The sequence below is a fragment of the Prevotella herbatica genome (assembly GCF_017347605.1).
Lineage (GTDB): Bacteria > Bacteroidota > Bacteroidia > Bacteroidales > Bacteroidaceae > Prevotella > Prevotella herbatica.
Genome location: NZ_AP024484.1, coordinates 375,965 through 402,648, shown reverse-complemented (window position 1 = coordinate 402,648; position 26,684 = coordinate 375,965). Strand labels below are relative to the sequence as shown.

At 38.1% G+C, this 26,684-nt stretch carries 17 protein-coding genes and 1 pseudogene; 6 read left to right on the top strand and 12 right to left on the bottom strand.

The window, feature by feature from the left end; translation table 11 throughout:
• The 3 genes from prwr041_RS01655 to prwr041_RS01645 all read right to left on the bottom strand — a co-directional run bounded on the left by prwr041_RS01655 (position 1) and on the right by prwr041_RS01645 (position 3,018).
• Complete coding sequence (locus tag prwr041_RS01655) at positions 1–360, bottom strand: BlaI/MecI/CopY family transcriptional regulator (RefSeq protein ID WP_207154596.1); 360 nt, start codon at positions 358–360, stop codon at positions 1–3.
• A gap of 1,162 nt (positions 361–1,522) precedes the next feature.
• Positions 1,523–1,924, bottom strand: a complete 402-nt coding sequence (locus prwr041_RS01650; RefSeq protein WP_207154595.1) for an FMN-binding protein — start codon at positions 1,922–1,924, stop codon at positions 1,523–1,525.
• 194 nt (positions 1,925–2,118) lie between these two features.
• Positions 2,119–3,018 (bottom strand): diaminopimelate dehydrogenase, encoded by a 900-nt coding sequence (locus prwr041_RS01645; RefSeq protein ID WP_207154594.1) that lies wholly within the window; start codon positions 3,016–3,018, stop codon positions 2,119–2,121.
• A gap of 274 nt (positions 3,019–3,292) precedes the next feature.
• Between prwr041_RS01645 and ruvA the strand changes: the two genes are divergently transcribed.
• Both ruvA and sov read left to right on the top strand, forming a co-directional pair.
• Positions 3,293–3,910, top strand: a complete 618-nt coding sequence (ruvA, locus tag prwr041_RS01640; RefSeq protein ID WP_207154593.1) for a Holliday junction branch migration protein RuvA — start codon at positions 3,293–3,295, stop codon at positions 3,908–3,910.
• A gap of 231 nt (positions 3,911–4,141) precedes the next feature.
• Positions 4,142–11,467 (top strand): annotated as a pseudogene (gene sov / locus prwr041_RS01635) (T9SS outer membrane translocon Sov/SprA); the annotation flags it as partial.
• A gap of 45 nt (positions 11,468–11,512) precedes the next feature.
• Here sov and nadB read toward each other — a convergent pair.
• The gene (gene nadB, locus prwr041_RS01630; protein WP_207154591.1) at positions 11,513–13,111 is read right to left on the bottom strand and encodes an L-aspartate oxidase; all 1,599 of its coding nucleotides are present in this window, start codon (positions 13,109–13,111) and stop codon (positions 11,513–11,515) included.
• A 116-nt stretch (positions 13,112–13,227) separates the two neighbouring features.
• Between nadB and prwr041_RS01625 the strand changes: the two genes are divergently transcribed.
• From prwr041_RS01625 to prwr041_RS01615, 3 genes are read left to right on the top strand one after another with little or no spacing between them, the layout of a single operon-like run.
• Positions 13,228–13,617 (top strand): PH domain-containing protein, encoded by a 390-nt coding sequence (locus prwr041_RS01625; RefSeq protein WP_207154590.1) that lies wholly within the window; start codon positions 13,228–13,230, stop codon positions 13,615–13,617.
• Entirely contained in the window at positions 13,614–14,879 is a 1,266-nt protein-coding gene (gene dacB / locus prwr041_RS01620; protein ID WP_207154589.1) for a D-alanyl-D-alanine carboxypeptidase/D-alanyl-D-alanine endopeptidase, read from the top strand. Before prwr041_RS01625 ends, dacB begins: the two co-directional genes overlap by 4 nt.
• A 10-nt stretch (positions 14,880–14,889) precedes the next feature.
• Positions 14,890–16,068 carry a mechanosensitive ion channel family protein gene (locus prwr041_RS01615; protein ID WP_207154588.1) on the top strand — a complete coding sequence of 393 codons (1,179 nt, stop codon included), beginning with the start codon at positions 14,890–14,892 and terminating at the stop codon, positions 16,066–16,068.
• Here prwr041_RS01615 and prwr041_RS01610 read toward each other — a convergent pair.
• On the bottom strand, positions 16,052–16,447 hold the full coding sequence (locus tag prwr041_RS01610; protein WP_207154587.1) for a hypothetical protein: 396 nt from the start codon (positions 16,445–16,447) through the stop codon (positions 16,052–16,054). The two genes, prwr041_RS01615 and prwr041_RS01610, sit on opposite strands and share 17 nt — an antisense overlap.
• A 71-nt stretch (positions 16,448–16,518) precedes the next feature.
• On the bottom strand, positions 16,519–18,723 hold the full coding sequence (locus prwr041_RS01605; RefSeq protein WP_207154586.1) for a helix-turn-helix domain-containing protein: 2,205 nt from the start codon (positions 18,721–18,723) through the stop codon (positions 16,519–16,521).
• Positions 18,724–18,973: 250 nt separating this feature from the next.
• Here prwr041_RS01605 and trxA point away from each other — a divergent pair, with 250 nt between their 5' ends.
• Positions 18,974–19,288, top strand: a complete 315-nt coding sequence (gene trxA, locus prwr041_RS01600) for a thioredoxin (protein WP_207154585.1) — start codon at positions 18,974–18,976, stop codon at positions 19,286–19,288.
• 58 nt (positions 19,289–19,346) lie between these two features.
• Here the strand turns inward: trxA and tsaE are convergent, their stop codons facing one another.
• From tsaE to prwr041_RS01570, 6 genes are read right to left on the bottom strand one after another with little or no spacing between them, the layout of a single operon-like run.
• Positions 19,347–19,757, bottom strand: a complete 411-nt coding sequence (gene tsaE, locus prwr041_RS01595; RefSeq protein ID WP_207154584.1) for a tRNA (adenosine(37)-N6)-threonylcarbamoyltransferase complex ATPase subunit type 1 TsaE — start codon at positions 19,755–19,757, stop codon at positions 19,347–19,349.
• A gap of 17 nt (positions 19,758–19,774) precedes the next feature.
• Positions 19,775–21,328, bottom strand: a complete 1,554-nt coding sequence (gene porX, locus prwr041_RS01590; RefSeq protein WP_207154583.1) for a T9SS response regulator signal transducer PorX — start codon at positions 21,326–21,328, stop codon at positions 19,775–19,777.
• Between the two features lie 3 nt (positions 21,329–21,331).
• A complete protein-coding gene (gene porW / locus prwr041_RS01585) occupies positions 21,332–24,235 on the bottom strand; it encodes a type IX secretion system periplasmic lipoprotein PorW/SprE (protein ID WP_207154582.1) in 2,904 nt (967 codons plus the stop codon).
• The gene (locus tag prwr041_RS01580; protein WP_207154581.1) at positions 24,232–25,017 is read right to left on the bottom strand and encodes a metal ABC transporter permease; all 786 of its coding nucleotides are present in this window, start codon (positions 25,015–25,017) and stop codon (positions 24,232–24,234) included. The genes porW and prwr041_RS01580 overlap by 4 nt, the downstream gene beginning before the upstream one ends.
• A gap of 17 nt (positions 25,018–25,034) precedes the next feature.
• Positions 25,035–25,424, bottom strand: a complete 390-nt coding sequence (locus tag prwr041_RS01575; protein ID WP_207154580.1) for a hypothetical protein — start codon at positions 25,422–25,424, stop codon at positions 25,035–25,037.
• Between the two features lie 18 nt (positions 25,425–25,442).
• Positions 25,443–26,684, bottom strand: coding sequence for a 3-phosphoshikimate 1-carboxyvinyltransferase (locus tag prwr041_RS01570; protein WP_207154579.1), 1,242 nt, complete (start codon positions 26,682–26,684; stop codon positions 25,443–25,445).

The following is a 26,684-nucleotide window of genomic DNA, read 5'->3' as shown; positions in this document are numbered from 1 at the left end:
CTATTCTCCTTTCTCTATTTCCTTAATAATATCTTTCAGTTCATCTTCTGATATTTTTTCTTCTTTAGCAAAAAAAGAAACCATTTCTTTAAATGAATTTTTAAAATAGTCATGTACAAAACCATTCATGAATCGGCGTTTGTATTCGCCTTCATCAATGGATGGGGTGTAAAGATATCCTTTACCATCACGCTCAGATTTTACGAAGTTCTTTCTTTTCAAGTTGTTCACAATAGAAGCCACAGTTGTGTACGGTGGTTTGGGTTCTGGAATTTCATCCACTACTTGTTTTACAGCGCAGCGGCCTAACTTCCATACATATCTCATTACTTCTTCTTCTTGCTTTGTTAGTTTTTCCATTATATTATATGTTTTTATTATCAATGACGCAAATCTACGAAACTTTCGTAATAAAAGCAATAGTATATGCGTTAAAGTGTGTAAATGTTCGTATTTTTAACATTTTACGAATGTTTCGTAGAAATATACCTATTATAAAAAGAAGAAGATTTATGATAGGATAGTAAAAAATGTTTGTGACAAAATTTTCATCAACCGACAACTAATTAGGGGAGATCTGGCAACTTATTTAAGAACACATGTACACATTTTCGTGTTAAAGGCAACGCATTACCAGAAAAAGTTTTTTTCAATGTCACTAATGTCACTTTGTCACAAACCCTTTGTTTATAAGGGATGAGCGAGTGACATTAAGTGACATTATCGGGGGAAAAGTGACATTAAATTCTAGATCATACCTATATTTAGCGTTTTTTCTACAAATATGATTTGGGTAATATATGCCTTTTATACTTCTCAAACATAACTTGGAACAGTTTTTAGTCGAAAAAGGTTTACATGTGTTCTTAAATAAGTTGCCAGATCTTACCGGATTGGTTGTCATTCATCCCAATAAATTTAAAGATATATTTTTTAAACGATAATAATTGATTGTAAATCTGTTATATAAAATGGATACACGTGAGAGAATGAGTTTGAGAATTATAGATATGGTTACAACTTCAGTAAATAAATAATTACCTAAATTATCACAATTATTGGGTAATTCGATTACCCAAGCACGTGTGTAATTCGATTACCCACGATGGGTAATCGGATTACCTAACGTGAACAACTCGATTACCTACGTTGGGTAATTGGATTGCCCAACATGAAAAAGAGCATTGTTCAGTGTATGTAAACAAATTATTCTTAATGATGCTTATATCATAATAAACATATCTAGTGAAGTACATGCCTAGTCTTGGATAAAAAAGAACCAATAATGGTATTGCATTTTTGGTGAAAATTCGCCAAAAATAGGTGCGATTTAGAGTTTAATGTCACTTTTAGACAGATAATGTCACTTAATGTCACTCGCTCATCCCTTATAAACAAAGGATTTGTGACAAAGTGACATTTGTGACATTGAAAAAACTTTTTCTAGTAGAGGCTGAAATCGGTCCTCTTACAAGTTATATCGTTAAAACGTTTAAGTTATATTGATAAAACAACGAAAATGTTATTTATTCTTCTTGTAATATTCAAGACCTAGTTTTACATTTTTCTTCAGTGCTTCCGAAGAATAGGTTGCACCGCTTACTCCGTCAACATTCATCTTGACAGCCTTTGAAACCGTCTGACCATTAAACTGATCTAGTAAAGTCTTTGCTTTGCCAAAGAATTGAGGAGTTTCGTGATTTGGCATAGTCTCAATCTTTACAACCTTATTCTTACGGATGAAAATTTTAATAGGAGTGTTACCTCTGAATCCCTTTATGTTCTTACCTAATTGCTGAGTATTTACAATTACGGTGTCATTCTCACGTGAAATAACGTTGTCGTTAGGCATGGCACTTACCATTACCGCTATCATTGCACAAGCAGACAAAGCTGTTACAATTGCATTGAATCTTTTAGTCATATTATAATAATCCTATTTTTAATTGATAAAACTTTTATTTACCCTAATACCTGAGTCTTTTTGCAAAAGTAAAAAATTAATCGACATGTTAATAGCAACGTGTTCTACTTTTATGTTATTTTTTGATTTACATAAAAGAAAACGGCGCATGAAGATGATATTCATGCGCCGTAGTGTATATAAGAAGTATAGTTTTATACTAGTGTTGCGACAATTTCTTCGCGAGTGCCAGGTAGCATGTCAATAACAGGAATCTCTGGCATAGTATAACATCCTGGCTGTAAACGGAAACTAGCACGAGCTACGTTTACAAGAACCTGTGCTGTAAGAGCTGGGTTGTTAATGCTCATGTTGAACTCAAAACGCTGATTCTGTGTCTTTCCAGAAACGCCTTTGCGTACCAAGTTTACGCCATGTCCCATATCACGTACATCATCAACAGATGCAACCGCGAATACATGAGTTTCATCGTGTGCGAAATATGGATCAGCCTTTATAGCTGCTGTTACGTTTTCCAACTTAGCTCCGTCTTCCAACTCAACATATACCATACGGCGATGAATACCTTCACCAAGAGGAATAGTTACAGAAAGAGCATTCTTTACACCCTCCTTACTACGTACACATACAGAATGCCCCATAGACATACCTGGACCAAAGTTGGTATAGCTGAGTCCCTTTGGTGCAAGGCTCTCCATGAGTACACGTACGATAGAGTCTGATCCTGGATCCCAACCTGCAGAAATAACACTTACGGTGTGAGTCTTCTTGTTGTTTTCCATCTGCTTTGTGCGATAGTCAAGGATGCTAGTGTGTATATCAAAACTGTCTACTGTGTTTATTCCTAAAGCTGTTATTTTCTCAGCATATTCTGGGCAACTACGTGTAGGAGTTGCAAGAATAGCAACATCAACGTTTTTCAATTTAGTGATGTCGTCTACAACTTCGTAATCAGTAAGTTCAACCGGCTTAGCCTGATTGGCGTTACGACGTACGATACCTGCGATTTCAAAATCAGGAGCTGCTTCAAGTGCCTCTACAGTGAAGTGTCCGATATTGCCGTAACCAACTACGGCTGCTCTAATCTTCTTCATGTTCTTTATTGTTGTTAAGTTTTACTTAAAATTATAACCTATTGGCAAAATTACATTATTCTGCTGGAAAATACTATATTTTGGTGGATTTTTTATCTTAAATTCTACAAAAAGTTATCAATCATAATAGTAATATCTCTCTTTCTATATTGATGTTAATTCTTCATGCGTAAAATATTTTATGCTTTAACATATAGCTACTCTTATTCACTGACTATACAATAATCATGTGTGCGCGTGCGTTATTATTAAGTATAAATAAATATAATATAACATGATAGAATATATAAAAGGCGAGTTGACAGAACTTACTCCAGCATTGGCTGTGGTAGAGGCAGCGGGAGTAGGGTATGCTCTGAATATATCACTTACCACATATAGTGCCATTCAAGGTAAAAAAGCAATAAAACTATATGTGCATGAATCTCTAGTCACAGGAGGACGTGATGATAATTTTACGCTATTCGGCTTTGTTAACAAGCAGGAACGTTCGCTTTACAGACTTCTTATCACTGTGTCGGGAGTTGGTGCCAATACTGCAAGAATGATGTTGTCGTCAATGAGTCCGGCTGAACTTTGTAATGCAATTGCCAACGGTGATGATAAGATGATTAAGACCGTGAAGGGAATAGGACTGAAGACAGCTCAGCGTATTATTATTGACTTGCGAGACAAGATAGTTGCAAGTGGTATTGCTGACGAACTACACGTGAGTCGCAATGCTGGAGGAATGAATATGAATAATGGTATAAAGGATGAGGCTGTTGCCGCATTAACAATGCTTGGATTCTCGCCGGCACCTTCTGCTAAAGTTGTTGTAGGGATTATGACAGAACATCCTGACTGGGCAGTGGAAGATGTTGTAAAGGAAGGATTGAAGAGAATAAAATAGACTGTTTACTATTTATTTCAGTGTGGATGATACTCTTTGTTAATGAAAACAAGACATGGATTTTTTTGTATGATTGTAGTTATGCTTGCGCTTTTTTGCGTAAGCTATTCAATCGCCATGCCTTATATTCAGGACGACACAAAGAAACAAAATAATTCAGCAGACACTACTAAAAACACCAGATTGTCAGGCGTTGATGATGACTCTGTCAAAACTGGTAGAAAAGTATTGTGGAGGGTGCAGCGCACTCTGCCAATTACATGGCATGACCTTGATAGCAGTAGTCTTGACTTGAAGACACCTTTTAACCTAAGACAGAGCATACAGTATAACGATACGCTTGACGAATACGTGTTTGGTAAGAAAATGGGAGGAACTTACCTCAGTGCTCCAGTAATGATGACGAGAAGTGAATACAATGACTGGAGCGAAAAACAACAGATGCATGCATTCTTCCGAAAGAAGAATGACGAGATATATAAGGCTAAAGGGAAGAATCTGTTTGATTTTAGTGATATGCACTTCGACTTGGGACCTGCAGAAAAGATTTTCGGGGCTGGAGGAGTGAGGATTAAAACACAAGGAACAGCTGAACTAAGATTCGGAGCTACAAAGAAGAAGGTTGATAATCCTGCCCTTACGATAAACAGAAGAAACACAACAACGATGAACTTCGACGAGAAGATTAATCTGAACGTGAACGGAAAGGTTGGCGACAAGGTGAATATGAACCTGAACTATAATACTGATGCTACTTTTAATTATGATGCTCAAAATCTTAAACTTAAATACGAGGGAAAGGAAGATGAGATAGTCAAACTAGTAGAGGCAGGTAATGTGTCGTTTCCTTCTAATTCTTCGCTAGTGAGCGGGGCAACATCATTGTTCGGAGTAAGAACTGATCTGCAATTTGGTAAACTGAAGATGCAGCTTGTCGCGTCACAGAAAAAAAGTTCCTCAAAAAGCGTATCAAGCAAAGGTGGGGTACAACTCACGCCTTTTGATATAGACGTATCCAACTATGAGGAAAACCGTCACTTCTTTCTTTCTCAGTATTTCAGAAAGAAGTATGCTTCTGGAATGAAGACCCTACCTAATCTTACAACAGGAGTAAACATCAATCGTGTGGAAATATGGGTTACGAATAAAACAGGGGCGACAAGCAACACTAGAAATATCGTGGCATTGACTGATCTTGGCGAGAATATAAGTGTTTCAAACAAATCATTGTGGAATACAATAGGAAAAAATGTTCCAGCAAATGATGCCAATACCGAATACGCTACATTGGTAAGCTCTTTAGTTTCTGCGAGAGATATTGACCAGACATCAACAGTGCTTGATGCTGGAGGACTTGTAGGGGGGGCGGATTATGAGAAACTGGAGAATGCACGACTGTTGAGTTCTTCAGAATATACCGTTAACTCGGCTTTGGGTTATGTGAGTCTGAACACAGGAATAAGCACAGACCAAGTTGTAGCTGTTGCTTATGAATATACCTATGGTGGAGTTACATATCAAGTTGGTGAATTTGCTAGTGACCGCACAGATGTGAATGAGGCTTTGTTTGTGAAGTCGCTTAAGAATACGAGTAACAGTCCTTCTCAGGGAAACTGGGCATTGATGATGAAGAACGTATATAAGCTCGGCGACACGATAGAGAAGACAAAGTTTAGACTTGACGTGAAATATCAGAGCGACACAACTGGAGTATATCTTAATTATATTCCAGAAAGTCAGGTAAAAAGTACTCCTATCATCAAACTCTTAGGTGCTGACCGGCTAGACAATAACAATAGGGCGCAGAGCAATGGATATTTTGATTATGTTCAAGGCTACACAGTAAACAATGGGCGTGTATTCTTTCCGGAACCAGAACCTTTTGGAAGGGATTTATACGATATTTTGATTAGCAAAGGTGTTGCTGCGAACGTGGCTCAGAAATACGCATTCACAGAACTTTACGACAGTACCAAGACTACAGCAAAGCAGATAGCAGAGAAAGATAAGTTTAATCTTGTTGGACAGTTCAAAGGATCGTCTGCCAACGTGATATCGTTGGGTGCATTCAATATTCCGAATGGGTCGGTAGTTGTAACAGCAGGAGGAGTGAAACTTACTGAGGGAATAGACTATAGTGTGGACTATAGTGCCGGAGAAGTAACGATATTAAATCAAAGTATTATTGATGCTGGTACAGCGGTAAACGTATCACTGGAAAGTAACAATGACTATGGCATGCAGCGCAAGACGATGCTTGGAATGAACTGGGAATACGACTTCTCTCGTGAGTTCCAATTAAGTGGAACGTTGCAGCATCTGTCAGAACAATCACTTACTAACAAGGTCACAATGGGCTCTGAACCACTTAATAACACTTTGTGGGGACTGAACATTAACTGGAAGAAAGAGAGTCAGTGGCTGACAGACATGCTCGACAAACTACCGTTTCTGCATCTCACCCAGCCATCACTGATATCGTTTACCGGAGAGTTTGCTCAGCTTATAGCCGGAAATAATCATGGTACACAGGACAACGCTTCATATATAGATGATTTTGAGAATACCACCAATAAGATTGATGTTTCTACACCAACATCATGGATTATATCAAGTGTACCTTCGATGTTTTCAGAATTCAATGATAAGACAACTCTTGCAAGCGGATATAATCGTTCGCTTATGGCATGGTATGATATAGATCCACTATTTACACGCCGAACCAGTTCGCTAACTCCTGCACATATAAAGAGCGACTTGGAACAATTGTCAAATCATTATGTGCGCGAGGTTCCTACAAGAGAGTTGTATCCAAATAAGGATATAAGTAATTATAATGGAACATTGTCTACACTAAATGTTCTAAACTTAGCATATTATCCAAATTTACGTGGACCATATAACTTCAATACCAACATTAACTTTGACGGCACATTAAACAATCCAGAACAACATTGGGGAGGAATGATGCGCAAACTTGATACAAACGATTTTGAACAGGCTAATATAGAGTATGTGGAGTTCTGGCTTCTGGACCCTTTTATCTATACAAACAAAAAAGCAGATGCATCTGATTACGGCGGTGATTTTTATATAAATTTGGGTGAGGTTTCTGAAGATGTATTGCGTGACGGAAAAAAATTCTATGAAAGCGGAATGCCTGTAGATGGTTCTGCCAGTTACACCACTACACAATGGGGAAAGATTCCAACTAGAAATGCTGTCACTTACGCTTTTGCGACAACGAGCGGTGCAAGGGCATTACAGGATGTTGGATTTAACGGATTGAATGATGCTGAGGAACGAAGTTTTCAGTCATATCAGAGTTTCCTAACAGCTATACAGGGAAAGGTGAGTGCAGCCGTTTGGGACTCAATATACAATGATCCCGCTAATGACGATTACCATTATTTCAGAGGAAGTGACTATGACAGAAAGGAAACAAGTATTCTTGACAGATACAAGTATATTAACAACCCTCAGGGAAACTCACCTGACAGTAATTCAAGTTCTGAGAACTATGACACCTCATACAAGACTACGCCTGATGTAGAAGACATAAACCAGGACTATACACTGAACGAATATGAAAAGTATTATCAGTATCATGTGTCTATGAGACCAGAGGATATGGTTGTAGGTAATAATTATATCGTTGATAAGCGTGAGGCTAGTGCTAGTCTTAGAAATGGAAAAACAGAAAACGTGACATGGTACCAGTTCCGTATTCCACTTAGTGAATACCAAAAGCGTGTAGGTTCTATTTCTGGTTTCACAAGCATCAGATTTATGAGAATGTTTCTCACTGGTTTCAAGCACCCTATCGTGCTTCGTTTCGGAAGCCTTAATCTTGTGCGTGGTGAATGGAGACTGTATGAACAGAATCTTGATAACGCAGGAGGTTCAGGAACAGCGGCTGTAAGTTCGGTAAGTATAGAAGAAAATGGAGATAAGACTCCTGTAAACTATGTGCTGCCTCCAGGTATAAGCCGAGAACAGGATCCTACTCAGCCACAACTTGTAGAAAGTAATGAACAGGCGTTGAACTTCATTGTGGATAATTTGTCAAACGGAGAGTCTAAGGCTGTCTACAAGAATACGACTATAGACTTGAGACAATACAAAAAGTTACAGATGTTTGTGCATGCAAATGCATTGCAGCAGAATAATACGAACCTTACAGACGGGCAGTTGGCTGTATATATTAGACTTGGTTCTGATTATAAGAATAATTATTATGAATATCAGATACCACTAAAACTAACACCCGCAGGAACATACAAGAATAATTCAACTATAGATCGCGTTGCAGTATGGCCTGAAAGTAATATGCTTGATATTCCGCTATCTATTTTCACAGACATAAAGAAGAAAAGAAATATAGCAAAGGCAGATGGAAGAGCTAATTTCAATAGAGTGTTCACTGATTATGACAATGATAAACCCGCCAATAAGGTCTCGGTTATGGGAAATCCAACATTGGGGGAGGTGAAGACAATGATTATCGGTGTGAGAAACCTATCAGCAGACAATAAAAGTGGTGAGGTGTGGGTAAACGAACTGAGACTTAAAGATTATAATAACAAAGGTGGATGGGCTGCTAATGGTAATCTGAATGTGCAGTTATCAGACTTGGGTAACGTCAATGTTCAGGGAAAATATGTAAGTGACGGATTTGGTGGACTTGAAGATGGAGTGATGCAGCGCTCACAGGAAGACTTCTCTACATACAGTGTTACTACTAATGTAGAACTAGGCAAATTCTTTCCTGATAAAGCTAAGGTAACAGCTCCGTTGTACTATTCTGTAACAAAAGAGAAAAATAAACCAAGATATAATCCGCTTGACACCGATATGAAACTTGATGACGCATTGGGATCGGTTGCAACGAAATTTGAAAGGGACAGCATTGAGAATATTGCCGTAAAGAAGACCGTTAACACAAACTTTTCTCTTTCAAATGTGCGTGTCGGAATACAAACAAAGCAGCATCCTATGCCTTATGATCCAGCTAACTTCTCGTTCTCTTACAGTCATTCTCATTCTCATACAAGCGGAGAGACAACTGTATATGAAAATGAAGATAACTGGCGTGGGGCAATGAACTATAGTTGGACTCCTGTTTATAGGACTTGGGAACCTTTCAGAGATTTGAAGAGCCGATCAAAATGGATAGACATATTCAAAAAGATGGGAATAAACTGGTTGCCACAGAATATAGCTTTCAATAGTGAAATGACACGTAACTACTACGAACTTCAAGAGCGTGATATGGAGAGTACAGAAAATTCTTCTATTCCTGTAACGTTCAGTGAACAGTTCCTTTGGAATCGTGACTTCACCCTTAGATGGGATGTGACACGAAATATCCACATGACTTTTCAAAGTGCTACAAGGGCACAGATAGAAGAACCCTATACCCCTATAAACAAGGAACTATATGCTGATAATTATCAGGCGTGGAAAGACTCTGTTTGGACAAGTATAAAGCACATGGGGACTCCGCTTGACTATCAGCAGAACTTTACTTTGTCATATCAGTTGCCATTGAATCTTATCCCTGTTTTCGATTGGATAATGTCTGATGCGCAATATTCTGCAAATTATACTTGGGTGAGAGGTACTAAACTTGATGATGGAACAAGTTTGGGAAATACAATAACGAATAATCGTAACCTGAATATAAATGGTACGTTTAATATGGAGAAACTGTATAATCACATTCCGTTCTTAAAAAGTGCCAATGAACGTTTCGACAGAACATCTGTACCTTTCAGTAGAGTTAGCATGAAACCGAGAAATGTATCGAGGATGATGAACAAGAATAATGGTGACGACAAAACAAAGAAAGCGCTTCCGAAAAACAAGAATAGTTTTGAAAGTGAGATAACGATTCTCCCTGATACTACAACAGTAGTTACTCATGGTAAGAAGAGTAAGAGAATAGTTGTTACAGCAAGAACACGCGACGGACATAGTTATAAACTAAAATACAAAAAGATAGATAATAACAGAATACGGATAATAAATAAGGTTGATTCTGCTTTGCACCTGAAGATAACAGTTGCCGCAAAGATGCCACTCGAAAATGATAAATGGTATAGAACAGCACAGAGCATTGCTAGGGTTATGATGATGGTGCGCAACGTAAGCATCAGCTATCGCAATCAGTATTCAATGTCGTTGCCTGGATTTATGCCAAATGTAGGTGATGCATTTGGACAGAATCGTGGAAACGGACTGCTTTCTCCCGGACTTGATTTCGCATTTGGACTTACTGGAGATTCTTATGTAAACAAGTCTTTTGAACGTGGATGGCTGTTGCAGAATGACTCTGTTGCTACGCCGGCAACAAGTAACATAACGGAAGACTTGCAGTTAAGGGCGACTTTGGAACCTTTGAAAGATTTGAAGATTGACCTTAATGCAACTCGTATATCAACAAAGGCTCGCAGTATACAGTATATGTATCCAGGAATGCCAACAACTCAAAGTGGAACTTTCGCAATGACGACAATATCAATAGGTAGTTCTTTTGAGGGAATGGGAAATGCCAACAATGGATATCACAGCAATACATTTGATAAATTCTGTGGATTACTTGATGCATTCCGCAATCGTGTGGAAGCGCAATATGCAAGTGCTGTTTATCCCCAAAACACTTCATTGGCAGGGAAGGTATTCGATGTAAAGAATGGTACTGTTAATAAATATAGCGCTGATGTTATGGTGCCGGCTTTTATATCAGCTTATACAAGTATGGGCGGTAACAGTCTGGAACTATTCCCTTCATTGGCTAGGCTTCTACCAAACTGGACGTTGAGATACGGAGGATTGGTTAGACTACCTTGGTTCAGAGATGTGTTTAAGAGTTTCAATATCAATCATTCATACAAAAGTATTTATACTGTAGGTTCATATTCTTCATACAGTACTTTTGCCGAGTATATGAATGGACTAGGATTTATTACTGATGCCGAAACTGGTAATCCTACTCCAAGTAGTATGTTTAATGTGTCTACGGTGAGCATCAATGAGGCTTTCTCTCCATTGTTAGGAATAGATATGACATTCAATAATAATCTTACTGCAAAGCTGGAATATCGCACTGTGAGGAGTGTGAGCCTTAGTATGACAAGTGTTCAGGTAAACGAGGCTTTGAGCAAGGACTGGGTAATAGGACTTGGATATAAGGTAAGTGATTTCAGCCTGTTTGGGATGAATTCACACAGAGTTGTTTCAAATAGGAAGGATAAGAATGGGGAAATAGCAAATAGTAGGCGTGGTGGATTGAATCATGATCTTAATCTTCGTCTTGACATAAGTTATCGTAATCAGGCTGCAATAACGAGAGATATTGCAAGTATGATGAGTAATGCAAGCAGTGGTAACACAGCATTCAAACTTAGTTTTGCAGCTGACTATACGTTGTCAAGAATGCTCACCATTAGTTTCTATTACGATCATCAAAGTAACACTCCATTGTTGAGTAGTAGCAGTTATCCTACAACAACACGTGATTTTGGATTGAGTATAAAATTCAGTTTGACAAGATAAAAATAAAGCCTACCAATGATTTGGCAGGCTTTATTCATAATATAGTTATTTGTCTTTTTTCTTGTCGTATGCGTGTACTGGATAGTCAACAGTATAATGAAGTCCTCGACTTTCCTTGCGCTCAATAGCCATTCTGGTTATAAGGTAACCTGTATTAATCATGTTGCGCAGTTCGCATAAGTCCTTGCTAATCTTTACGCGCTTGAATAGAGCTTCTGTCTCTTCGTATATCAGATCTAGGCGATCCCATGCACGCTTCAGTCGTAAGTCACTTCTTACTATTCCAACGTAGTTGCTCATGATTTGTCCAACCTCTTTCACACTCTGCGTGATAAGTACATGTTCCTCGTTGGTAAGAGTTCCATCGTCATTCCATTCAGGGACCTTATCATTGAATACGAAGTCATCAACATGCTCTATGCTGTGCTTTGCTGCAGAGTCTGCATAAACAACGGCTTCGATAAGCGAATTACTGGCAAGACGATTGCCACCGTGAAGACCTGTGCAAGAACACTCGCCAAGAGCATACAGCCCTTCGATATTGCTGCACCCATTGAGGTCAACCTTTATACCTCCACACATATAATGTGCTGCAGGACGCACAGGGATCATTTCCTTTGTAATGTCAATTCCTATGCTAAGGCATTTTGCGTATATGTTTGGAAAATGATGTTTTGTCTCTTCTGGATCTTTATGTGTTACGTCAAGGCAAACATGATCCAAACCGTGCATCTTCATTTCCTTATCTATTGCTCGTGCAACAATGTCACGTGGTGCAAGGCTTAGTCGTTTGTCGTATTTCTCCATGAACGTATCTCCAGTAGGCAATTTCAGTATGCCTCCATATCCACGCATTGCCTCAGTGATGAGAAATGCGGGATGAGTCTCTCCTGGATGATACAGTGATGTAGGATGGAATTGTACAAACTCCATGTCGGCGACTGTTCCCTTAGCACGATAAACCATAGCCTCTCCATCACCGGTAGCAATGACTGGATTAGTGGTTGTTTGGTAGACAGCTCCGCAGCCACCAGTACACATTACTGTAACTTTGCTGAGATAAGTATCAACCTTCTGTGTTTCAGGGTTTAAAACGTATGCGCCATAGCAGTTTATGTATGGTGTGCGTCTTGTTACTCTTGCTCCAAGATGATGCTGTGTTATTATTTCTACGGCAAAGTGATTTTCTTTGATAATAATATCAGGATTGCTTCTTACTGCATCCATTAATGCACGTTGTATTTCAGCACCCGTATCGTCTGCGTGGTGAAGAATTCTGAATTCAGAATGCCCACCTTCGCGGTGAAGGTCAAAGCGACCGTCTTGCATCTTGTCAAAGTTTGTACCCCATTCAACAAGTTCCTTGATTTGCTCTGGAGCCTTAGTAACTACTTGCTTTACAGCATCGTAGTCGCTGATGTAGTCTCCTGCAATCATTGTATCCTGAATGTGTTTGTCAAAGTTGTCTATTTCAAGGTTGGTTACCGAGGCAACACCTCCTTGTGCAAATGATGTGTTCGCCTCGTCAAGGGATGTTTTGCAGATCATGCACACTTTACCTTTGTGCGCCCTGGCAACTTTAAGGGCGTAGCTCATACCGGCAATACCACTACCGATAATAAGAAAATCGTATTTATAAACCATTTTTGCTTATAAGCTTTTTAGCTATTTGGTTGCAAAAATACTAAAAATATGTGTATTTTTCTTCATCTATGCTATCTTTTTATTAATTTTGCAAACAATATATTATTAATAATGTAATGAATCGTATCTTTCACCAACGTTTCACGTTTACTTCCAAGTGTGCAATATCTCTATTTACACTGTTAGCATTTTATTTTTTATGGAATAAGATAGCTATACCTGCACTATTGGTTGTGATCGTGATTGTCATGATGATAGAGCGTGTGCTACATACTACCTACACCTTCCTTCTTGATGAAAACGGGGTGCAGCAACTAGTGATTTATCGTGGCAGGTTTTCCAAGCCCATATCCATAAGGGTAGGGGATATTGTGAAAGTTACACGAATGAAAGCTGTTTTCGGACTTAGTTGTTATCTGCTTATGCAATACGGTGCATGTCATCTTATTAGTTTGCAGCCCGACGAAGAAAAACTGTTTATGGCTGAGTTAAACAAAAGACAATGAAACATTTAAGATATTTATTTCTTCTTATAGTAGTTTTTACCTTGCCAACCTATGCGCAGGTTGAATTGGAAAATATAGAGGATGACGATGACAGTAACGTTGCTGACTCTGCAATGGTTGACACGCTGCAAAATGACAGCGTCGCTTTACCTTGGCCTAAGGGGATACAGCATAAATTGAGTAGACTTACAAACAGCGTTATGTTCAAGACTTCACAATTGGGAATGATGGTGTATGATCTTGATGCAGACAGTACTATATTCTGCTTCAACGAAAAGCAGCTTATGCGTCCTGCAAGCACAATGAAACTCATCACTGCAATCACAGCAATAGATAAGCTTGGTGGAGATTATCAGTTTAAGACAGAACTTTGCTATACTGGAAAGGTAGAGAATCATACTCTTAAAGGAAATATATATTGTGTTGGAGGTTTTGATCCTCGTTTCAACAGTGATGACCTTAATGCTTTTGTTGAGGCTATTCAGAAGATGGGGGTTGACACGATTATCGGAACGTTGTATGCCGACAAGAGCATGAAAGATGACAAGCAGTTTGGTGAAGGCTGGTGTTGGGACGACGATAATTATGTGCTGAGTCCGCTTATCATCAGTCGCAAGGATATATTTATGGGGCGCTTTCTGGAAGAACTCCAAAAGCACAAGATAGTTGTTAATGATGCTACTATTGACGATGGCAGAAGACCTGCTGATGCGTATTGCATCGTAAATCGCTTCCACACGATCGACCAGATTCTGATGAGAATGTTGAAGGAAAGCGATAATCTGTATGCAGAGGCTATGTATTATCAGATAGCAGCAAGCACAGGAAATCATCCAGCTTCAGCAAAGAGTGCACGTGCAGTAGAGAGAAGACTTGTTGAGAAAATAGGTTTGATCCCTTCGCAATATAAGTTTGCTGATGGTTCAGGGCTTTCATTATATAATTATGTAAGTCCGGAATTGGAAGTAAAGATGCTGCGCTATGCATATAAGAATGACAATATATATAATCATCTTAATCAAGCATTGCCAATAGCTGGTGTTGATGGTACTCTTAAAAAACGGATGAAAGGTAGTTTCGCCAGTGGAAATGTAAGAGCTAAGACAGGAACAGTAACAGGAATAAGTAGTTTGGCTGGATATTGTAAGTCTTCAAATGGTCATACGCTTTGTTTCTCAATAATAAATCAGGGACTCATTCATGGTAGAAACGGGAGGGCCTTTCAAGATCGTGTCTGCACGGTGTTGTGTTCACCTAATTAATTGAAATGATATGGAGGAAATAAAAGTTTTTGTTGAGAATATTATTGAACTGATGGGAGTCACAGGACCGTCTGTTCATGTTCTGAGGCATATACTTCTTGTGCTTTTTGCTATATTATTTGCGTGGCTTATAGGCATTATATGTCATAAGATACTGGTTCCTCTGTTGCTAAAATTCACTAAACATACTGATGTTAAGTGGGACGACGTAATCTTTAATGAGCAAGTATTGCGAAGTGCTTGTAATATTATACCTGCTATAATTATATGGATATTACTACCACTAATATTTTACCAGTTCCATGTTGTTAGAGAAGTGTTAGAGCGTGCAACTGCTATATATATCACAGTGATGTCTGCACGTACGGCATTTGTCTTTGTTGACAGTTTTAATAATCTTGACACAGGAGCACAACGTTCCAGCATGCAACAGTATTTGAAGTCTTTTTGCGGTGTGCTTAAAATTCTATTGTTGTTTATTGCTACAGTGGTCGTAGTTGCTATAGCGATTAATCGAAGTCCTCTTGCTTTGTTTGCAGGTCTTGGAGCAACCAGTGCAATACTTATGTTAGTGTTTAAGGATACAATAGCCGGACTTGTTGCCGGAGTACGCCTCACAAGCAATGATATGCTTCATTGCGGAGACTGGATAACCGTTTCTTCTGCTGGTGCTGACGGAATAGTAGAAGAGATGACCCTTACAACAGTAAAAATACGTAATTTTGATAATTCCATAGTCACAGTAAGTCCCATTGCTTTGGTTGATGGTTCATTCACAAATTGGATAGGAATGCAGAATGCTGAAGGTAGACGCGTAACCAAAAAGGCTTATTTTGATTTTAACAGTATAGGTCTGCTTACTCCTGATGTGAAAAAGAACATCATTAACCGAGGATATTTCAAGGCTGAAGAATTGAATGATGATGATATAAATATCAGTCTTTACAGAAAATACATGGAAAAGTTTATTGCTTCTAGAAAAGAAGTGAATAAAGATCTGCTCTATATTGTGCGCCAATTGGACTCATCGCAAGGCGGATTACCTTTGGAGTTTTATTTTTTCCTGATCAATAAAGACAGCAAACCATATGAGCATGATTGTGCTAAAATAATGGATTGCGCCTATGCTATAGCTCGTGAATTTGGTCTTGTGATATTTCAGTCGCAGAATGTTATTTCACTTCGGTAACTGATGTAACGATAGAATCACCAGTAGGTAGGTGATAGAAACCTATTCTGACAACGTGTCCGAAATCTGCGTTTCCTGTTACTTTCAAATGTTTGCCTTTGTAATATGTAGCAGTGTCTTTTTTGCTTGGATATGAAACAAGTTGTAGATTGTGCTTTGTACTGCCATCTCCAACGAAGAAAATATCTATACTGTCCTTGATATTTTTGATGTTTGTTGTATCATTCTTTGATTTGGCGGCGTGCACACTTGTGTCGACAGGTTCAAATACACTGGCGGCAACAGTATCACCAGGATTGTCGCTTGGAGCCATCTTGCATGATGTAGAAACAGTCATTGCGGCGATGCATGATATAACAAAAATAAATATCTTCTTCATAATTGAGTGCAAATATAACCAAAAAATATGAATGTATCAAAATCATTATGGATAATTAATCACATAATTTATTAACTTGAGGTTTTAGCTATTATAGCCTTTTCTGCGAAAATCATTCTTATTTCTCCATAGTCTATGTCTTCTGGACAAATGTCTTTAATGACCTTAAGACCTTGTGATGTACCAATCTTATTTACAGCTTTGTTTATTATATCGTATTTTTCTTTACCAATAATGTCTGGAGCTTTTATCTCACCAGTCTCAACGTAATGTGCAAGGTGACCGAATATGGTCCCAAGTGTGAAATCTCTTTCCATAGCAATCTCTTTTGGAGAGAAACCTTTTTTATACATAGTCAATGTAAGTTCCTTCGTATTTTCTTTCTTTACTTTTGGTTTTGGAGTTTCTTCTTTATCGCTGTAGTCTTTCTTCCTTCTACGTGTAGTTACTGCGAGTGGATTTATCTCTTCTATAGCATTAAGAAAAGCTGTTTGTCGGTTTTTCAAATAACTTTCACTATTAAATCCGTTGTCTATAGTCATCTCAAGAATATTTTTCTTAGAAAGATATGCTAGCTTAAGTTCTGGATACGTAGTATCAAGTCTTTTTGCTCCTTGCTTGTTATCTGTTTTAGCAGCAGCTGTTTGGTCGAGTAACGGCTGTATATAAGTCTTTAAAGTCTTGTTGAAGTAACAAGCACTTTTTACTACACGTTCAAGAAATGCCTCTTCTGTTAGTTCTTCGTATGGCGTACGAATTATCGTATTTATCCATTTACGTGATACAGCGTCTATTTTTTCCTGTAAAGATTTAAATGTAGCTTTGTGAAGTATTGTAAGTTTTGGATAAGAGTGCAGAAATTCAATAACGGTACGGCAGAGATTATCTTCAGCCATAATGATATCATTGAATGTAAATAGTTCAACCAGTTGTTGCTTGTAATAGTTTTGTTTCTGAAGTTCAAGGCTGTCTATATTTTGCTTTGCAGCCTCTTCTTGTATGCTAATGTAAGAATCAACTCGTTCATCGTTTATTACAGCGTGATTGTCAATCTTTGATGCTAGTACCATTCCTTCAAGAGTCTTGCATCGACTGAGAGCTACATAAACTTGCCCTGAGGCGAAAGATGCTCCGGCATCAATAATTGCATGCTCGAATGTCAATCCTTGACTCTTATGTATCGTTATAGCCCATGCAAGTCTCAGAGGATATTGCTTGAATACTCCCTGAACATCTGGTTCTATTTCCTTAGTTTCCTTGTTTATTACGTATTTGGTATTTTCCCATTCTTGTGGTTGCACTTCTATATCATTTTCTTCCCCGCTGCATCTTACCTTTATACAGTCATCGGATATACATGTGATACGGCCTATCTTACCGTTGTAATAAAGATGGTCTATGGACGTGTCGTTTTTTACAAACATCACCTGTGCATCTTCTTTTAGCAAAAGGGTCTCATTTGTAGGGTAGCTGTATTCTGGAAAGTTACCTTTTATATCGGCTTTGAATGTATATTCTTCAGTTTCTAGTTTGGCTAATTCTGAATCGTTATATCTATCGGCTATAGCATTGTGTGTAGTTAGCCTTATATATCCATCTTTATTGTCTGTATGAAATTCGGGATTGAACCTTGAATTAAGAATGTTTATATCCTCTTCAGAAGGCTTTCCGCTTCTAATACTATTTAGTAAGTCTAGAAATTTTGCGTCTTGCTGTCGGTAAACTTTCTGCAGTTCTATTGTTACATAGTTAATTTGTTGCAGAGCGTGACTTCCGAAGAAATACGGCGTATTATAATGTGGGCGCAATATCTTTGCATCATCGTCTGTTACGACAGGAGTCAATTGTTGAAGATCGCCCATCATAAGCAGTTGAACTCCTCCAAACGGTTTACTTGCGTCCTTGTATCTTCGCAATACAGAGTCAATGGCATCAAGTAAATCACTTCTAACCATACTTATTTCATCAATGATAAGTAAATCCAAAGTCTTTACAATGTTTCTCTTTTCCTTAGAGAAATCAAACTTTTCCTTGAATGTTGTGTTTGGTACGTATGGTGAGAATGGGAGTTGGAAAAATGAGTGTATTGTAACTCCGTGTGCATTTATTGCTGCCACACCTGTAGGAGCGACAACAACAATACGTTTGCAGCTTTTGTCGGTAATACTTCTTAAAAATGTAGTTTTTCCTGTTCCTGCTTTACCTGTAAGGAATATACTGGTACTAGTATGTTCAATGAATTCCCATGCTAGTTCCAGTTCGTTGTTAGTTTCCATTTTGCCTAAATATAAATCTATCTACAAAGATACACCAAACGAGTGGAAAGGCAAAATAAAACTTGTTTTAATTTTGCTTTCCCGAGTGCAGTCAATCTTCAACGCATGTTATTAGATAGTGTATATGAAAGATGAAACTGATAATAAAATAATAATATTTGCAGATATTCTTGTTATAACGTTTGCTTGTGTAAAATCAAATGGTTATATTTGCAGTGAAATTATGATATAATAAATAACGAGTATAAAAATGGAAGTAACAATTACAAACGAAAATTTTGAGAGTTATAAGAATGGTGAATTACCATTAGTAGTTGATTTTTGGGCTACTTGGTGCGCTCCTTGTAGAATGATTGCTCCAATCATCGCTGAACTTGCTGAAGAGTATGATGGAAAGGTCGTTGTTGGTAAATGTGATGTAGAGGAAGCTGATGATATAGCAAGTGAATTTGGCATCCGCAACATTCCTACAATATTGTTCTTAAAGAATGGTGAAGTTGTAGACAAGTTCGTAGGCGCAGCTAGTAAAGCAAAAATAGAAGAGAAGTTTAAAGCTCTTTTATAAAATATAAAAGGCAGAAATGCTAGTGATTGTTATCGCTGCATTTCTGCCTTTAACGTTTCTAGAACTCTACTAGTCTAGTTCCGTCTTCCTGTTCTGTGATAGTTACCTTTGTAACATCTTCAGGAAGAATGTCCTCAATGAGTTCTGGCCATTCCAACAGACATAGATTTCCACCGTAGAAATAATCTTCGTATCCCATATCATACACTTCTTCGAGTTTCTTTATTCTATAAAAGTCGAAATGGTATATAGGGGTATCATTGTCAGCGGTGTATTCGTTGACGATAGCAAAAGTTGGAGATGTTATTACATCGTTAACTCCTAACTCTTCACAGATAGCTTTAATAAAAGTTGTCTTTCCGGCTCCCATCTTTCCGTAGAAAGCGAAAACCTTTCCCGTTCCCATGTTCGCAATAAATTCCTTTGCAGCAACATGGATGTTGTCTAATGAATCGATTCTTATTTTCATAATCTATATAATTATAATTATTCTTTTTTTCTTCTTGTCATAGATATTAATGGAATAAGCATTTCTTCCATTGATATTCCGCCATGCTGAAACGTATTTTTATAATATGTCGCGTAGTAATTGTAGTTGTTTGGATACGCAAAGAATGAGTCTCCTGTAGCGAATACATACGACGTACTTATGTTTGGTGAAGGCAGATTTGCTTTATGAGGGTCTTTTATCTCAAATACTTGACGTGAATCATAGTTAAGATTCTTGCCTAGTTTATATCTAAGATTTGTATTTGTATTTTTGTCACCTATAATCTTTATCGGCTTGTTTGCTCTTATGCTGCCGTGATCAGTGGTGATAACAACTTTATAGTCTTTATGAGAAAGCAAATGGAATAGTTCGGCAATACCAGAATGTTTTAGCCAACTTTGTGTTATACTGCGGTATGCACTCTCGTTGTTGGCAAGTTCTCTAACCATCTTAGATTCTGTTCTTGCGTGTGACAGCATGTCGATGAAGTTTATCACAACAACATTTAAATCATATTTCTCAAGTTCACCAAATCGTTCAATCAGTTTGTCTATGGTTTGTGAGTCATTAATTTTGTGATAACTGAAAGTTTCATGACGTCTGTATCTATCAAACTGGGTCTGAATCAATGCCTCCTCGTTTACGTTCTTTCCTTCGTCTTCATCTTCATCTACCCACAGATCTGGATACATCTTCTGTATGTCGTATGGCATTAACCCACTGAAAATAGCATTTCTACCATATTGCGTAGCTGTTGGAAGAATACTCATGTACATATTCTCTTTTATTTCGAATAAGTTACTAATCTCGTTGGCAAGTATTTTCCAATGATCATAGCGTAGGTTATCTATTACAATACAGAATGCTTTTTCCTTATTGTCAAGTGTCGGGAATATATTAGTTTTGAATATATCATTGCTCATCAAAGGACGGTTTTTTGCATTTTCCATCCATTGCATATAGTTCTTCTGGATGTATTTAGCAAAAGCATTATTTGCTTCTTCCTTTTGCATTTGTAGCATTTCAAGCATTTTACTGTCGGCATTGCTAAGTTCCAGTTCCCATTTCGTGAGCAAACGGTATATTTCAGTCCAATCATCAAAAGAGTTGCAATCGTCAATTGATATCGAAATCTTGTTAAAATCCTCACGATATCCACTCTGTGTTACTTCTGTTACTAGTTCGCGCTTGTGTATGTTCTTCTTCAGTGCGATAAGTATCTGACTTGGATTTACAGGTTTAATAAGATAGTCGGCAATTTTTCTGCCAATAGCTTGATTCATTATATTCTCTTCCTCGCTTTTAGTCACCATAACTATAGGAGTGGTTGGCTGTATATCCTTAATACGTTGTAGTGTTTCAAGTCCGGTAAGTCCAGGCATCATCTCATCAAGAAGAATAAGGTCAAAGGTGGTGTTTCTACAAAGTTCAATGGCATCTTCGCCATTGCTTATTGTAGTAACATCATACTCCCTTTTCTCAAGAAAGATTATGTGGGCACGAAGAAGATCTATTTCATCGTCAACCCAAAGTAGTTTACCGTTACTCATATCTTAAAATCCTTCTAAATCGTAATATTCATCTTCCAAGTCGAATGTCTTTTCTTCTGTTTTCTTCTCGGTTGATTTTTTGTCTACATTCTTTTCCGCTTTGGGTAAAGGCATTGTTTCTTCTTCATTCCCTGTTATTACAATCTTTGCCGGTTCTATAAGCAGGTTAGAAGTTGTAGGCTTTATCGGAGCGAAATGCTTATTATAGAATTTTTCGTAATCTTCGTAACTGAATTGATTGCCAAGCAGAGGTAGATTCTGTTTACTTATGATAATAGGTCTAGCTTTTTTTGCCAAATTTATTACTGCTGTCTGCCTGTGCAGTTCCCTTGCATATTGCAATGCTTCGTCATAATTAAGAAATCCCTTGATAACCATTCTGTGAATGTCATCAATATTTTCTATCTGTATATCGAAATTCCTCACCATGTAACTGGTGAAATTGTATTTAGCTATCTCGAAGAGTAACTGATTTTCATTAACAGAATCAGGGTTATATACCAACATATATACGAAGTCGATATTACTGCCAGAATTAAACTTCTGTGTCTTTATTGAATCACTGTCGTTGAGTATTTCAGTACGTCTACTCCAAACATCACCAATATCAAACTTACCACCGTGTAGTTTCCTTCCTGCTTTAACACCGTTGATAATCATACCAGCCATTTGGCTCAGTGCGCTTTCTGGGAAATTCTTAACAAGCGTATTCATATCGTTAAGGCATCCTTTCTGATTACCATTGTTCAACTTGTTCAGTCCACCAATAAACAGAAATTTGTCACGGTTTGCACCAGACGGGAATCTGTGTTCTGAAATATATGTATTGCCGTCAACTTCTGTATATCGTCCAGCTTTAAAAGCATCGTATGTGGCTGCATAGATTGAGTCTTCGATATGCTCGCCCCATTTTGCGTTTTCCTTATATAGGGGATCACTCAGCAATGTTGTCCATTTGCTTTGTGGGTATCCTTTTTTGAGTTTTCCGATATAACTGTCGGCAATGTCCATCTTATTTTCACGTGCGTATAGCAGATATAGATGATAGTAAACATTGTCCATATCCTTATATTTAGGATAATTGTCTTCTATTCTTCTTAAAGCCTTTTCGCCAAGAACAAGATTGTCAAGTTTATCCTTGAAAATTACTCCACTATTGTATAGTGCATTCATTAGGATATTGTCGCTTTCATCAAGTTTCTCTTTATTAAGTGGTATCTGCTTAATGTAGTATTCACGCTTATGTGGATTTGCCTCAGCGCTGTCATTAATTATAGTGTTCGCACTATCATTGATTTCGCTTTGTGTTGTAGAATCTTGCGATATATCATTTATTCCTGCAACAACAGTCTTGTTTATTCGTTGCCAGTTATCCACATTATCACGTTTACCCCATATGCGAGTAAATGTTTCCTTGCCTCTGCTAACAGTCATGGGATTATAGAAATACCAAGTAGTTGTGCTCTTTCCGTCAACAGAGTTGTTTTGCATAGCAAACTCAGTCTTCATAGATATAATATCAGCACCTACATTTCCTGTATTTGTCTGTAGCTGTGAATTCAGCTCTTTCTTTTCCTTTTTCTTTAGCGCAATGATTATTTTGTCGATAATCAAGTTACGACTGCTTTCGTTTATTCTCGCAAGTCGTTGTAAAGAGTCCTGAAGTTCTACTGCGTCAGTGAAAGGAACCAGTTCCTCTAGCACTTTCTGTCTGTCGGTCAGCTGTTGGTAGTCTTTTCTTTCTTTATCTAGCAATCCAATTGCTACGTCGTAGCATCCTTTGGCCTTTCCGAATTGTTCCTTAATCCAATACAGATTACCAAGTTTTAACAACAAAACACCTTTTTCTATTCCGTTTCTTGTAGCCTTTTCTTTTCCTAGTTCGTAAGTGGCAATAGCATTCGTAGTATCTTTTTTTGCTAGATATATATTACCGATGGCATAATATATCTGCTCTTGATAATCCTTATTGTTATCAGATGCAGCCATTCTTTTCAATTTGGCAATCATTTGTTTCTGCTTTCCTCCAGCCATCACTTCTGTCATGCCAACTCTTGCATTAAGTGTGAGTTGGTAGGGCGGGTTCAATCTTATTACGTGTCTATATGCATTGTAAGCATTCTCCTTGTTTCCCAATTCCTCGAACAACTGTCCCATGAGAAACCATTCACGAGCTCTCTGCTTACGTCTCATTTCGTGACTTATAACCTTTCTCAGATATGGGATTGCCTTTTCGTAGTTTCCATTATGTATATAATAGTCGGCATACGTGTAGTCCCATTCCTTTTGTGCCCGCCAATGTATAGAGTCACGTTGGATATTACGTATTACGTCTTCGGCATCATATAGCCAGTCTTCTTCAATATAGCATTTTGCCAGCCATGCTCTTGCCTTTCCGTATATAGCAGGTTGGTTTGAATATAGTCTACTCATGTAAGCGAAAGTGGATGCCGCTTCACTGAAGTCGCCCTTGTAGAATTGAGCACGTCCCATGAGTAACCATGCTTTCCATAAAAAAGGATTGTATTCCCTTCTGCTCAACCACTCTATATCTTGTTGAGTCTTTTTCTTGTTAGGGTTCCATGCTGGTCTTCGCTTTATACTATACAGTCTTATCGCCTTTTTACATTTCTCAATAGCTTTGTCAAAGTTTGAACCTCCTAGTTGCCTGCTTTCTTTATTTCCTACTGTGTAAAGAGGAATCATCTCTGTGAAGTTATCCTTATTTCCGTTTTCTTTTTCAAGAGAACCGTCAATATATGCCACAGAACCATTGTAATAAGTATTGTATCTTGCATTGAAGGCATGCCACCATCTAGACTTAGCGGTGTTTTGCTGAGTCGAACATCCGTAGATTGACGTAATGCTAATCAGTGCGGCCAGGATGTATATGGCATTATGCTTCATTTAAGTTTGGCTATGGCATATATTATGATACTGATAAATATGATGCAGGCTCCAGACGGCACGTTTAGCCAATAGCTTATTCCTAGTCCCAACAAGCAATCAATCCAGCCGATACCAATACTAAGGATGGCCATTTTCTTAAAATTATAAGTAAATACATTGGCTGTCATCTGTGGAATTGTAAGCAAACTTATTGCAAGTACTATTCCTACCATTCTCAGTGTAGACACTATTGCCATCGCTATAAGTGCCATCATCATATATTCGATGAACCTAACATGCAGTCCCTGTGACATTGCAAATGTGGAATCAAAAGCCACGCTTTGTATTTCACGATACATAAAAGTAAATATTGCAATTACAACTATTGCTAGTATGGCAAGAATCCATAAGTCGGTATAGCCAATAGTTAGAATACTTCCGAATAGAAAAGAAGGTAGGTCTGGCATGAATCCTGGAGTAAGAAAGCAGCAGATGATACCAATGCTCATTCCAAAGGTCCAGAACACTGCTATTGCTGAATCTTCTCTTACATCGCCTCTTCGTGACATCCATTCTACGCCGAATGCACTTAGTATTGCAAAAACCATTGCTGATAGTATTGGATTTATACCAAGTAGCACACCAAGTCCTATACCGCCGAAAGAAGCGTGGGTGATACCTCCGCTGATAAATACCAGTCGGCGTGTAACAATGTATGTACCGATAATTCCGCAAACAATGCTTGCCAATATGGAACCAAGCAATGCATTCTGGAAAAAAGTATAATGTAGTATATCCAATTTATCTTTATATTTTATTATTGTTGTTCAGCCAGAGCAATATATTCATCCTTTATCTGGTCTGGCATGTTTATGCCCCGAAGTATGAGACTGCGGTTCCAGCCTTTAACTTCATTCTGTTTCATCGTCAGCATAACTTCTGAGAACTCGTCAGCTTCCTCATTGGTATATTCGTTAGATAGACGTCCTTTGAATCTGTCGAGTTCTTCGTCGTCATAATATTCCACCTCTTTGGTGGCAGCTTCCATCATGCATTCCTGCTCACACATGTCATTATCACCGTTGCAGGTATTACAAGTCTGTTTTGTTATAATAGGCTTATCACGTCCTTCTTCGTCTTTGGAGAGGATAGTTATAATGGCTGTTATAATGCCAAGCGCCAGTATCGGGATAATTAGGTATATCATGTCGCTATGAATTTATTTTTATTTTATATTGAATCCTGCTGCATCCATGTCTTTCCAGAAATTAGGATATGACTTGCTTACAACTTCGGGATTATTTATCTTTAGTCCAGGAATCTTTAATGCTACTGGGGCGAAAGACATTGCCATACGATGATCTTCGTAAGTGTCTATTGCCTCATCTGTTGGTTCACATCTCTCGCCATCCCATATAAGCTCACTGTCGTTTTGACCTTTTATGACATATCCTAGTTTCTTTAGCTCTTTTTTCAAAGCTTCTATACGGTCTGTTTCCTTAATTTTTAGGCTTGCCAGTCCAGTGAAGTGAAACTTTATACCCATAAGGGCACAACATACAACAAATGTCTGTGCAAGGTCTGGTGAACCAGTAAAGTCATATTCCAATCGAGGAAGCATACATCTGTGTCTTTTCAGCGTCACAGTAGTTGGAACACCAAGTTCTGTAGATTTAAAACTTGTTTTCACTCCAAGCAGAGAGAATATGTATCTCACAACAGAGTCGCCTTGTTTAGAACCGTCCATAAGTCCGTTAAGTCTTATTTCAGCCTCCGGATCATCGCTAAGGGCCATTACTTCATACCAATAGCTGCTAGCGCTCCAGTCACTTTCAATGAAATAAGGACGTTCTGTGTATGGTTTTGCTGAAACAGTAATCGTGTCAACATCAGACCAGTCTGCGTCTGCGCCAAACTCTCTCATTGTCCACAGTGTCAGGTCGATGTATGGTCGTGACACAATTTCGTCAAGCAGTTTAAGTTCTAGTCCGTTTTTTAGCATTGGTCCAATCATGAGCAATGCTGAAATATATTGTGAACTTACGTTTCCTGGAATCTCAAGATGACCACCTTCAAGTGTGCGCCCTTTTATGTAGAGTGGGGGAAATCCTTCTTCGCCTACATAAGTGATGTCTGCACCAAGATATCTCAAAGCGTCAACAAGTACACTTATAGGGCGGTGCTTCATTCTGTCAGTACCGGTTATTGTATGTTCACCTTCTGTTATGCTTAGATATGCAGTGACAAATCTCATTGCAGTTCCGGCAGCCTTTATGTCAATAACATCAGGCATATCTTTCAATGCAGCAATTATAACTTCTGTGTCATCGCAGTCACTCATATTTTCAGGTGTTATCCTGCCGCCAGCCATAGCATTGATTATCAGTGTGCGGTTGCTAATGCTTTTACTAGCTGACAGATTAATCTCAGTATTTATCTTTGCAGGTCCAGTTATTTCGTAAGTCAT